Annotated in this window: 11 protein-coding genes; 10 read left to right on the forward strand and 1 reads right to left on the reverse strand. The window is 67.3% G+C overall.

Features of this window, described 5'->3' with window-relative positions; genetic code table 11:
* Window positions 1-50 precede the first annotated feature (50 nt).
* The 8 genes from AB0J16_RS17400 (at window position 51) to AB0J16_RS17435 (ending at window position 8,440) form a co-directional block, all read left to right on the forward strand.
* Window positions 51-689 carry a sigma-70 family RNA polymerase sigma factor gene (locus AB0J16_RS17400; RefSeq protein WP_358540021.1) on the forward strand — a complete coding sequence of 213 codons (639 nt, stop codon included), beginning with the start codon at window positions 51-53 and terminating at the stop codon, window positions 687-689.
* Window positions 690-789: 100 nt separating this feature from the next.
* Complete coding sequence (locus AB0J16_RS17405) at window positions 790-1,029, forward strand: zf-HC2 domain-containing protein (protein WP_358540024.1); 240 nt, start codon at window positions 790-792, stop codon at window positions 1,027-1,029.
* 163 nt (window positions 1,030-1,192) lie between these two features.
* The gene (gene egtA, locus AB0J16_RS17410) at window positions 1,193-2,398 is read left to right on the forward strand and encodes an ergothioneine biosynthesis glutamate--cysteine ligase EgtA (protein WP_358540027.1); all 1,206 of its coding nucleotides are present in this window, start codon (window positions 1,193-1,195) and stop codon (window positions 2,396-2,398) included.
* Complete coding sequence (gene egtB / locus AB0J16_RS17415; RefSeq protein WP_358540030.1) at window positions 2,395-3,687, forward strand: ergothioneine biosynthesis protein EgtB; 1,293 nt, start codon at window positions 2,395-2,397, stop codon at window positions 3,685-3,687. Before egtA ends, egtB begins: the two co-directional genes overlap by 4 nt.
* A 1-nt stretch (window position 3,688) precedes the next feature.
* Window positions 3,689-4,393, forward strand: a complete 705-nt coding sequence (egtC, locus tag AB0J16_RS17420; RefSeq protein ID WP_358540033.1) for an ergothioneine biosynthesis protein EgtC — start codon at window positions 3,689-3,691, stop codon at window positions 4,391-4,393.
* A gap of 18 nt (window positions 4,394-4,411) precedes the next feature.
* Window positions 4,412-5,383: an L-histidine N(alpha)-methyltransferase gene (gene egtD / locus AB0J16_RS17425; RefSeq protein ID WP_358540036.1), complete on the forward strand. Its 972-nt coding sequence runs from the start codon at window positions 4,412-4,414 to the stop codon at window positions 5,381-5,383.
* Between the two features lie 176 nt (window positions 5,384-5,559).
* Window positions 5,560-7,332 carry a cellulase family glycosylhydrolase gene (locus tag AB0J16_RS17430; protein ID WP_358540039.1) on the forward strand — a complete coding sequence of 591 codons (1,773 nt, stop codon included), beginning with the start codon at window positions 5,560-5,562 and terminating at the stop codon, window positions 7,330-7,332.
* A gap of 55 nt (window positions 7,333-7,387) precedes the next feature.
* Complete coding sequence (locus tag AB0J16_RS17435; RefSeq protein WP_358540042.1) at window positions 7,388-8,440, forward strand: cellulose binding domain-containing protein; 1,053 nt, start codon at window positions 7,388-7,390, stop codon at window positions 8,438-8,440.
* Between the two features lie 212 nt (window positions 8,441-8,652).
* Here the strand turns inward: AB0J16_RS17435 and AB0J16_RS17440 are convergent, their stop codons facing one another.
* Entirely contained in the window at window positions 8,653-10,659 is a 2,007-nt protein-coding gene (locus AB0J16_RS17440) for a hypothetical protein (RefSeq protein ID WP_358540045.1), read from the reverse strand.
* A 230-nt stretch (window positions 10,660-10,889) separates the two neighbouring features.
* Here AB0J16_RS17440 and AB0J16_RS17445 point away from each other — a divergent pair, with 230 nt between their 5' ends.
* Together AB0J16_RS17445 and AB0J16_RS17450 are read left to right on the forward strand one after the other, a co-directional pair.
* The gene (locus AB0J16_RS17445) at window positions 10,890-11,162 is read left to right on the forward strand and encodes a type II toxin-antitoxin system RelE/ParE family toxin (protein WP_358540048.1); all 273 of its coding nucleotides are present in this window, start codon (window positions 10,890-10,892) and stop codon (window positions 11,160-11,162) included.
* A gap of 93 nt (window positions 11,163-11,255) precedes the next feature.
* Complete coding sequence (locus AB0J16_RS17450; protein ID WP_358540051.1) at window positions 11,256-11,564, forward strand: helix-turn-helix transcriptional regulator; 309 nt, start codon at window positions 11,256-11,258, stop codon at window positions 11,562-11,564.
* The last annotated feature ends 2 nt before the right edge of the window (window positions 11,565-11,566 follow it).

Here is an 11,566-nt window from a genome sequence, read left to right on the forward strand (position 1 = left end):
TCGACCTGGATGTCATTGATGTCCCGACGTCTGACCGGAGGGAAGCGATTGTGGGGTCTTTCGCGGGCGGAGAGTTGCCTTCGGATGACGTCATCGTTCCGGCCCTGCGCGCGGGCGATGAGGCGATGTTCGCGGCGCTGCTCGACACCTGGTCCCGGGGCATGCTCCGGGTGGCCAGGTCGTACGTGCCCACCGACCACGCCGCGGAAGAGGTCGTCCAGGACACCTGGCTGGCGGTGATCGGCGGGATCGACGACTTCGAGGGCCGTTCGTCGGTCAAGACGTGGGTTTTCCGCATCCTGGTCAACGCGGCGAAGAAGCGCGGCGTACGCGAGAGGCGCACGCTGCCGTGGAGCGCTGTCAAGGATGATGGCGGCGCGATCGCGGGCCAGAGCCTCGACCCGGTGCCGCCTGGCGGTTGGCGGGATCCGCCCGCGGCATGGCCGACGCCCGAGAAAGAGGTGCTGGCCTCGGAGGTGCGCGGCCTGATCGGCGAGGTACTGGCCAGGCTGCCGCCCCGGCAGCGGACCGTGATCACGCTGCGGGACGTGGAGGGATGCACCTCCGACGAGGTGTGCGAGATCCTGAAGATCTCCGCCGCCAACCAGCGGGTCCTGCTGCATCGCGCCCGTGTCGCGGTGCGCGGGTGGCTGGCGGACTACTTCGAGTTCGCGAAACAGCCGGACTGACCACTTCGAGTTCGTGAGACGGCCGGACTGACCACTTCCGCTTCGCGCGGCGGCACAATAGGTGAAACGGTTCATTCAGCAGACGAGGGCGGTCAACGTCGTGAAGCGCTTCACATGCGGCGAGCTGGTGGAACTCCTCACCGCCTACCTTGACGACGCCCTTGATCAGCCCGAGCGCGAGGGCGTGCACGCCCACCTGGCCGCCTGCGAGGGGTGCGGCCGCTACTTAGAACAGTTCCGCGCGACCATCGTCTCCCTGGGCGACCCGCCCCCGGAGAAACTCCCCGCCGACGTGCGCGATCGGCTCATGTCCGCGTTCCGCGAGCGCCGGCGGTCATGAGGCGCGAGCCCCCCATGTGACTGCTCATCCAACTACCCGAAATCCCTTACTCGAAATTCGCGTGTAACGCTCGCGCGGTTCGTGGGTCTGTAGATGGGGCCACCGTTGCCTGCGGTGGACCGCTGGACCATCACAGACCCATGCGCCACGCGAAGGGGAAACGATGATCGGGCTTACGGCCGAGAGTCCGCCGTTGCAGGACGCCTCGGAGGTGGTGGACTTCGCGCGTCGCTGCTTTTGTCCCGCCGCCGCGGACCTGGTCGGCGTGGAGCTGGAATTCCTGATCTTCGACCGTACGTCGGCAACGAGGCATGTCCCGCTGGCCAGGATCGAGCGGGCCATGCCCGAGCTGCCCGGTGGCAGCCGGTTGACCTTCGAACCGGGCGGACAGCTCGAACTGTCCGGCCCGACAGGCCCGTTGACGGAATCGCTGGCCCGCGTGGCCGCCGACGTGGCCGCCGTACGCGCCGCCTTGCGGGCGTCCGGGCTGGTGCTGGCCGGTGTCGGTCTCGATCCGCTACGGCCGGCCCGGCGCCAGTTGCGTCTGCCCCGGTACGACGCGATGGCCGAGTTCCTCGGCGTGCCGTACGGACAGCTCATGATGTGCTCGACCGCGTCGATCCAGGTCAACCTGGACCTGGGCGAGCGGCCGGTGGCGCGCTGGGAACGGGCGCACGCGCTCGGCCCCGTGTTGATGGCTGCCTTCGCCAACTCGCCGCTGCGCGATGGCCGGCCGTGCGGCTGGATGTCGGGCCGTCAGGCCGTCTGGGATCACCTCGACCGCACCAGAACCTCGCCCGTGCCCGCCTCGGATGATCCCGCCGCGGACTGGGCCGAATACCTGCTGGATGCCCGGCTCATGCTGGTGCGGGAGGACGAACAGAGCTATCACACCATCCGTGACGGCTCCAGCTTCCGCGACTGGCTGAACGCCGACGGCCGGCGGCGGCCCACCGCCGAGGACCTGGCCTACCACGCCACGACGCTGTTTCCACCGGTGCGGCCCCGGGGGTGGCTGGAGATCCGCTACCTCGACGCCCAGCACCCGGCGATCTGGCCGGTCTGTGTGGCCGTGACCCATGCCCTGGTCACCGACGACCGCGCCGCTGATGCCGCGATGGCCGCCGCGGAGCCGTACCGGCAGCTCTGGGGGGTGGCGGCGCGGTGCGGGCTGGCCGAGCCGCGCCTGCGCCGGGCCGCCGAGGAGTGCTTCCGCGCCGCGCTGGAGGCGCTGCCGCGCTGCGGCGCGGGTCCCGGTCTGGTCGGCGAGGTGGCCGCGTTCGCCGACCGGCACGTGAGCACGGGCCGCTCACCGGCCTCCTACCTGCTGGATCTTCCGAACTGGCCGAGCGACGAAGGATGGGAATGAACGACATTAAGGAACGTATCGCCGCCGAGCTCATCGCGGTGCGCGACCGGTCACTCACCTACACGGCCGCGGAGGACGACCTGCTGGTACGCCAGCACTCCCCGCTGATGTCGCCGCTCGTCTGGGACCTGGCGCACGTGGGCAACTACGAGGAGCTCTGGGTGCTGCGTGAGGCCGGGGGCATCGACCCGCTCCGGCCCGAGATCGACGACATCTACGACGCGTTCAAGACACCGCGCAAGGATCGCCCCAGCCTGCCCTTCCTGGGTCCGGCCGAGGCCCGCCGCTACATCGAGGGCGTACGCGGGCGGGTGCTCGACGTCCTCGACGCGATCGACCTGGACGGGCCCGCCCCGCTGCACCGCGACGGCTTCGTGTTCGGCCTGGTGATCCAGCACGAGCATCAGCACGACGAGACCATGCTCGCCACCCTGCAACTGTCCGGGCAACCCGGGCTGGTGCGCGACGGCGACCTTCCGCCCGGGCGGAGTGGGGGTCCGGAAGAGGTCTTCGTGCCCGCGGGCTCCTTCCTCATGGGTACCGACACGCTGCCCTGGGCCTACGACAACGAACGGCCGGCGCACCGGGTGGACCTGCCCGCGTACTCGATCGACCGGCTGCCTGTCGGCAACCGCGCCTACGCGGCGTTCATCGAGGACGGCGGTTACGACGACCCGCGCTGGTGGTCCGCGGAGGGCTGGCAGTGGCGGCAGCGGAGCGGCGTCTTCGCCCCGCTGTTCTGGGTCAGGGATGGCGGCGCCTGGTGGCGTACCCGTTTCGGGCGCAGCGAGCCGGTCCCGATGGACGAGCCGGTCCAGCACGTGTCCTGGTACGAAGCTGACGCCTACGCCCGCTGGGCGGGCAAGCGGCTGCCCACCGAGGCCGAATGGGAGAAGGCCTGCGGTTGGGACGCCCGGTCAGAGAAAGCGCACCGGTATCCCTGGGGTGAGGACGCCCCAGGCGCCGAGCGGGCGAACCTCGGGCATCGCGCCGCCCATCCCGCGCCGTTGGGCGCCTACCCGGCCGCGGCCAGCCCTTACGGGGCCGAGCAGATGGTGGGAGACGTCTGGGAATGGACCGCCTCGTGGTTCCAGCCCTACCCCGGCTTCCGCAGCTTCCCGTACAAGGAGTACAGCGAGGTGTTCTTCGGCGAGGAGTACCGGGTGCTGCGCGGCGGCTCCTGGGCGGCCGATCCGGCGGCGGTGCGGACCACGTTCAGGAACTGGGACTACCCGATCCGCCGGCAGATCTTCAGCGGCTTCCGCTGCGCCCGTTCGGAGCTGGTCTAACGTGTGCAGGCACGCGGCCTGGCTGGGCGCCGCCCGCCCGCTCGCCGCGCTCATCCACGAGCCGGAATTTGGCCTGCTGAAGCAGTCGTACGCGCCGCGGCGGCAGCGTTACGGCATGATCAACGCCGACGGGTACGGCATGGGCTGGTATGAGCAGAGCCCGGACCCGGTGCGCTATCGCCGTGCCATCCCCATGTGGGCCGACGCCAACCTGCCCGGACTCGCGCGGATCGCCCGCTCGACCTGCCTGCTGGCGGCCGTACGCTCGGCCACCGTCGGCATGCCGATCGAGGAGAGCGCCACCGCGCCGTTCACCGACGGGCGGTGGCTGCTCAGCCACAACGGGCGTGTCGAGCGGGACGCGGTCAGGGACCTGGCCGACAGCGCCGAGAGCGCGTGCGACGCCGCCTGGGTCGCCGCCGCCGTGTTCCAGCGCGGGCACGCCGGGCTGGGCCTGGGCGAGGCGCTCGCCGAGGTGGTCGTCCGCGCCGGGGAGAAGGACCCTGGCGCTCGCCTGAACCTGCTCGCCTGCGACGGCGCGTCGATCGCCGCGACCGTCTGGGGCGACACCCTCTTCCATCACCGACTCCACGACGGCGTGCTGGTGGCCAGCGAGCCGCTCGACGACCTGCCCGGATGGCAGGCCGTACCCGAGCGCAGCCTGCTCACCGTCACCCATGACGACGTACGCGTCCAGCCGTTGTAACCCACTTCAGGAGGCATCGTGCCTGTCAGCCAGTCGACCGTGCAGGTGATCAACTATCTTGACCGCGACTATCTGCGCCAGGCGCTCGAACATGATGTCAGGGCCGGGCTGACAGCCGTGCCCAAGTGGCTACCGCCCAAGTGGTTCTACGACGCGGCGGGCAGCGAGTTGTTCTCCCGCATCACCCGGTTGCCCGAGTACTATCCGACCCGGCGCGAGCTGGCCATCCTGCGCGCGCGGGCCGCGGACCTGGCCGCCGCCAGCGGCGCGGACACGCTGGTCGAGCTGGGCTCGGGCACCAGCGAGAAGACCGTCCTGCTGCTGGAGGCGCTCGCCGCGCGTGTCTACACGCCGGTGGACGTCGACGCGGTCACCCTCACGGAGGCGGCGCACCGGCTGGCCGGGCGCTTCCCCGGGCTGCGGGTGAAGGCGGTGTGCGCCGACTTCGAGCGCCATCTGGCGCTGCTGCCGCGTACCGGAAGGCGGATGGTGGCCTTCCTCGGCGGCACGATCGGCAACCTCGAACCGGCCGCGCGCGAGCTGTTCATGAAGGACCTGCGGGCCACGCTCCAGCCAGGAGACACGTTCCTGCTGGGGGCGGACCTGGTGAAGGACACCGAGCGGCTGGTGGCGGCCTACGACGACCCGGCCGGGGTGACGGCCGCCTTCAACCGGAACGTGCTGCGGGTGATCAACCGGGAGCTGGAGGCGGACTTCGACCCGGAGGCGTTCGAGCACGTGGCGCTGTACGACGAGCGGCAGGAATGGATCGAGATGCGGCTACGGGCGAGCCGCGACATGCGGGTGCGGATCGGTGGGCTGGGGCTGGTCACCGACTTCGCGGAGGGGGAGGAGGTACGGACGGAGATCAGCGCGAAGTTCCGGCCGGAGGGGCTGTGGGCGGAGCTTGTGGGTGCGGGCTTCAAGGTGCGCCGTCGCTACACGGACCTGGCCGGGGACTTCACCCTGATCCTGGCCGAGGCCGGCTGAAAGTTTCAGCAGCGTCGTCGGCCTTGTCCAAGGTCGGCGTAGGTGCCGCGCGCTGAGGCGTGGGGAGGCTCTTGCGAGGCGAATCGGGGCGACAGATCGTTGGGAGCGCTCCCAAGTGTCGGAGCTCGGCCGCTTCGAGAAAGCGGTGTCCATCGGTTTCGTCACGGAGGGCTCCCATGCCGATCGTGTTACGCAGGGCCTTGACGGCCGCCGTAGCTGTGGTGCTGGCCGGGTTCGGCCTCGCCGCCGTCCAGAGCGCGGCCGACGCCGCCGTGTCGTGTTCGGCCACCTATACCAAGAGCTGGGACAACGGCAGCGCGTTCGGCGCCACCATCGCGGTGACCAACACCGGCGACGCGTTGACCAGCTGGACGCTGAGCTTCGACTTCCCCAACAATCAGGTGATCACCCAGATGTGGGAGGGTGTGCCCACTCCGGCGACCCCCACCCCGGCGGGTGCGGCCATCACCGTCAACCCGGTCTCCTACAACGCCGCCAAGCCCGCCGGGGCGACCTGGAGTCTCGGTTTCAACGGCACGTACACCGGTGGCGCCAACACCAACCCCAGCGTCTCCTGCACGGGGACCGGCGCCGGAGGGACGCAACAGGCGCTGGTGGTCTCCGCCACCAGCGTGAGCGTGCCCGAGGGCGGGACCAGCGGCTACACGGTCCGCCTGCGCTCCCAGCCGACCGGCAACGTGACGGTCACCAGTACGGCGGGTACCGGTGACACCAACATCACCGTGACCGGCGGAGCCTCCCTGACCTTCACCACGGCCAACTGGAACACCCCGCAGACGGTGACGTTGAGCGCCGCGGAGGACAGCGACACCACGAACGGCACCCGGCCGATCACCGTGGCATCCAGCGGTTTGACCTCGGTGACGGTGAACGCCACCGAGGCCGACAACGACGGCAGCACGGGAGGCGCGGCACCCGTGCTGCACGTTTCGGGGAACCGGCTGGTCACCGCCGCCGGCGCCACCTACCGTCTGCTGGGCGTCAACCGGGCCAGCGGCGAGTTCGCCTGCGTACAGGGCAAGGGCATGTGGGACAGCGGCCCGGTGGATCAGGCCTCGGTCGACGCGATGAAGGCGTGGAACATCCGCACGGTCCGGATCCCGCTGAACGAGGAGTGCTGGAACGGCACCAACGGCACCCCCAGCGGCCCCGCGTACCAGCAGAACGTCAAGGACTACGTCAACCTGCTGGTCGCCAACGGCATCACGCCGATCGTGGAGATGCACTGGAACTACGGCCTGTACACCGGTCAGGGTGCCGGTTGCTCCGACACCACGGCGACCTGCCAGAAGCCGATGCCCGACGCCCAGTACGCCCCGACGTTCTGGACCGGGGTCGCCAACGCCTTCAAGGGCAACAACGCGGTCGTCTTCGACCTGTTCAACGAGCCCTACCCGGACGCGGCCGCGAACTGGGACGCGACCGCCGGCTGGAAGTGCTGGCGCGACGGCGGCACCTGTACCGGCATCGGCTACCAGGTGGCCGGCATGCAGTCGCTGGTCAACACGGTGCGCGCCACCGGGGCCACCAATGTGATCATGCTGGGCGGGCTGGCCTGGTCCAACGACCTGAGCCAGTGGCTGACGTACAAGCCGACCGATCCGACCGGCAACCTGATGGCCGCCTGGCACACCTACAACTTCAACACCTGCTCCAACACCGCCTGCTGGAATAGCCAGGTCGGCGCCGTCGCGGCCCAGGTGCCGGTGCAGGCCGGTGAGATCGGCCAGAACTCCTGCGCGCACGACTACATCGACCAGGTGATGAGCTGGGCCGACGCGCACGGCGTCGGGTACACGGCCTGGACCTGGAACCCGTGGGGCTGCAGCCAGGGCAACGTGCTCATCACCGACTACAACGGCACGCCCACCAGCACGTACGGCGAGGGCTTCAAGGCACACCTGCTCACCCAGAACCCCCTCTCGTAGCAGCACTCGACCGGTCCGTCATCGGGCGGGCCCGGGTCTCTCCATGGAGCCGCTCATGCGCCGCAGATCCCACCTGTACGCCGTCCTCGTCACGCTCCTCGTGGCGGTCGCCTTCGGTGTCGCCCTGCCCGCGCTGTCGGCGACGGCCCCCGTCCGGATCATGCCGCTCGGCGACTCCATCACCGCCGGACCCGGCTGCTGGCGCGCCCTGCTCTGGAACCACCTGCAGACAGCCGGATATACGAACATCGACTTCGTCGGCAGCGTCCCCGACGGCGGCTGCAATTACGGGTTCTCCTACGACGGTGACAACGAGGGTCACGGCGGCTACGCCGCGACCGGCATCGCCGATCAGAATCAGCTGCCGCCGTGGCTGGACGCGGCGAAGCCCGACATCGTCCTCATGCACCTGGGCACCAACGACATGTGGGGCGGCTTCATCCCCACCACCACCGTCCTGGCCGCATATACCAAGCTGGTCGGCCAGATGCGGGAGAACAACCCGAACATGAAGATCATCGTGGCGCAGATCATCCCCATGAACCCGTCCGGCTGCCCCACCTGCGCGGCCAGTGTGGTGGCGCTCGACAACGCGATCCCGGGCTGGGCCGCCGGCCTCACGACCGCGCGGTCGCCCATCGTCGTCGCCGACCTGTGGACCGGCTTCAACACGGCCACCGACACCGGCGATGGAGTCCACCCCAACGACACCGGCTTCCGGAAGATGGCCGATCGCTGGTACCCGTCGCTCGCGCAGGTACTCAACGGCGTGACCCCGCCGGTGACTCCTCCGCCTACCGATGCCCGGTGCACCGCCACCTACAAGGTGATCTCCCAGTGGGGCGGCGCCTTCCAAGGCGAGATCACGGTGAAGAACGCCTCCCAGAACGCCTCCTCCGCCTGGACGACCACCTTCACCTTCGCCAACGGCCAGCAGATCAACCAGTCCTGGAACACCACACTCACCCAGAACGGGGCCACCGTCACAGCCCGCAACGCAAGCTACAACGGCAACCTCCCGGTCGGCGCGTCCACGACCTTCGGCTTCACCGCCACCTGGAACAACACCACCAACGCGCTACCCCAGGTGAGCTGCTCACTCGGCTGAGCATATTGCCGGGCGACACCTCAACATCAAGCCTCGGGAAATGGAGATATTAAATGAAGCTTGCCTGATCCTGGGATTATGTCGCAGAATTGTGGCCGATTGGTCCCGCAATTGATCCCGCCTGCGGCGGAGTTAGATGATGCCACGGTAGCCGCGATCTGTGTGAGCGCACCTCGTCGCGATACCCTCCGCGAGGGTGAGCGGATCCTCGGCTACTCATCGTTTCGCGAACTGCTCCTGCGCCACTGCCGTCCTGGCGCTTCGATGCGGCGCCAGATGGTGCCGAGTGTCATCGTAGCGCGATATTCGTACTTCGGTTCTTCGGCGGGGCTCCCTGCTTTTGCGGCACACTCCGCCACGGCTATTCGGGGTGACGTGAGGAAGTGCAGGGCTTTCATGATCATTTCCTCATCGGCTCGGTGTCCCAGCTTGCGCAGCTCTCTGCGGATATCTTTTATCTCAAGCCAAGCGCCTTCTGTAAGGGGATCCTGAGCCTCATTGTGAAGGACGATTGCCACTGACAGTTCCAGATCGGCAAGCCGCTGCTGTGCGTTCCATTCTTTCGCGAGAAGGTCACGTCGCTGGTCGGACCGCAGCAGCGGGTCGACAAGCGGGCCGAGTTGTGCGGGCGTGAGTGGTGTAACCCCTTGACGGCGAACGGCTTCCGCCAACAACGATGTCAGAACGACGGCAACCTGGGGGTCGTCGTCGACTGCATCCAGTAGGCGGCGTTCAAAGCCAGGGCCGATGTATATTGTTGCCTCGGCATTTATCTTCGATCGCTGGCCCGGCAGGGTGAGCGGCCGACCGTATTCCTCTGACACCTCGCCGTTCTTCGCGGTTTTGGTTTCGACGGCCAAGATCCGTCCGTGCACCCCTGACCCCGTCCGCACCTCGCCATCGGGACTGTCCGTCGTCGCTCCACCTATATGGCGACTGGGCATGCCCAGATAGTTGAACGCGGCGATCACAGCGACCTCAAGTCGCTCCGGCTCGCCACTGTCATGTGCGGAATCCTCGATCTTGGCCGCGATCTGCTCCGCCTCGACGACGTCTGTCGGCGGCACGCTGGCGAATTCTTCCTCGTGGAGCTCTACAAGCTGCTGTGGAGTAAGGCAGCGAACGGAATCACGGAAAGCCCGGCCTAGTGGCGTTACCTTGAAAAACGTTTGAGAGATCTTGGTGACCAGGCCACAAGCCAGCAGCAGGTTCAGTCGCCCGGTGACGGCCGCAGGGGGGAGCCCCTGCGCGGTATCGATGCCATAGTGCGAACTGCGTTCGGCGAGTCCTTTTGCAGTTGGCTTCACTCCGACCGTATCAAGATCGAAGAGAATCTCTCCGAAATATGAGATGTGAGCGTGAACGATGCGGGCGAGGTTCACGGACTGATCGGTGTCCAGCCAGGCTTGGGCCGCCCCAGTCGCCGCAAGACGATCCGACGAGATTCGCGCCACCAGTCCTATCGATTTCAGGGTGTCTAGAGCGCTGCGCGCAGACGATGCCGAGATGCCATGCGTTCGACAGCAGAGGTTGGCGAGGCCGCCCACGGTGATCGAAGGCATGGCGCCTTCAGTCAGGACTCTCAGGGTCTCGATCCACCCGGCCTCTTCCTGTTGGCCGGGGATGTAGAAACCCGCAGCTCGCGCTCGGCGATGCAGACGCACATCATCCAGTGCCGCCAAAAGGTCGGCGATGGCCGTTGGGGTGGATGGGAGGACGGCAGGCGCGTCCCCTTCGTCCGCGTCCGGCTTGCCGAGTTCCAGGTCGCTGAGCAAAGCTCGCCCTGCCTCGGTCAGGTGAACCTCGCCATCGAAGATGTCCACCATGCCGGTGACCCTCAGCCAACTGGTCCTGGTGCGTACTGGAGTCAGCGACTCCCAGCGGAAGCCGTACTGAGAGCGCGCGACGATCAACAATTCCTCGTGTGAGGTTGATCCCCGTTCGAGGGTGCTCATGAGTTCGCCAATGAATCGCACGTGCCGGTGCAGAATTAGCACGAGATGGGCATTTTTGCCGCTCTCAAGCCAGTTTTGGGCATTTGCGGTTGGTGTTATCCAGGAGCCATGGCGAGCAATGAGTCCCGTGCGAGTCAGGCGCCTCGTCGCCTCCCCTGCGCGAATGAAGTCATTGGTGGAAGGCCATGCGACCATTGCGCTGGCTTCCACGCCATCACCCAACACATTAAACAGTCGTCGTAGCTTGGCCAGCCAGCTGGTCAAGGGTCCTGGCAGGTTGGCTAGGCCATCGGCGCGTGCGGCCCAAGGCAGTGGTTGCATCAATCTTCCCAGAAGCGGAGACAAGCTCTTCATTGAAGATGCCACAGGATCGTTATCTGGGGAACTATTCTCAGCACACATGGCCGTGTTTCTTCCGCTGATGGCCAGCGTAACCTTCACTGTTTTTCGAGAGTCGGCGAGCCAGTTCCGTTGTGCATGGGATAGGAATGAATGTGCGTGAGCTGTACGGGTTCGAGGTGGAGCCGGAGGTTCGTGAGTGGCTCGAGACACTCAGTGATGGCGATTTCAAGCGGGTGGACGAAGTCGCCGGGCTTCTCGCGGAGAAGGGAACCGAACTGGGCGGACCGTGGTCAGACCACCTAGAAGGACCGGTATGGGAACTGCGAGTACGGCTTCGCGATGTTGCGGCCCGGGTGACGTACTTGGTGTACTGCCAACAGGACCATCGTGTTGCTCACGGTCTTCCGCAAGACCAGGCAGCATGAGCAGCGACAGATTGACCGGGCGGTATGGGCGCAGAAGATCTGCGAACGTGACCATGGCCGACCGGCGGCCGAGAGCTTCGAGAGGCAGGTGTGATGGCCGGCTACCACACCCGCTGGGTGCGTCCTGAGCCGCAGGCGGACGATCCCGAGCGGATCGCGATCCGTGAGGCGCTGGTCTTCGGCAAGGCTCTGTATGACCGGCGGACCGCCCTCGGCCTGACCGTCGCGGAACTCGCCCAGGCAGTGGGCATGACCGTCGATGAGATCGAGTGCATCGAGGAGGGCGGCACCGCGCCCACGGTCGCGCTGCTCCGTCTCCTTGCCGCTGCTCTCGATGCGGATGTCCGGCTCACTTCCGGGCATGATCTTGACTCTCTGTGGTTCGAGGCTCACGCGGCCTGACC

The sequence above is a fragment of the Nonomuraea sp. NPDC049750 genome (assembly GCF_040659625.1).
Classification (GTDB): Bacteria; Actinomycetota; Actinomycetes; order Streptosporangiales; family Streptosporangiaceae; genus Nonomuraea.

Bases quoted from the DNA above. Each gene is read 5' to 3' on its own strand.
- egtA (WP_358540027.1), top strand. From the start codon at position 1,193: ATGATCGGGCTTACGGCCGAGAGTCCGCCGTTGCAGGACGCCTCGGAG.
- AB0J16_RS17450 (WP_358540051.1), top strand. From the start codon at position 11,256: ATGGCCGGCTACCACACCCGCTGGGTGCGTCCTGAGCCGCAGGCGGAC.
- AB0J16_RS17435 (WP_358540042.1), top strand. From the start codon at position 7,388: ATGCGCCGCAGATCCCACCTGTACGCCGTCCTCGTCACGCTCCTCGTG.
- AB0J16_RS17430 (WP_358540039.1), top strand. From the start codon at position 5,560: ATGCCGATCGTGTTACGCAGGGCCTTGACGGCCGCCGTAGCTGTGGTG.
- egtB (WP_358540030.1), top strand. From the start codon at position 2,395: ATGAACGACATTAAGGAACGTATCGCCGCCGAGCTCATCGCGGTGCGC.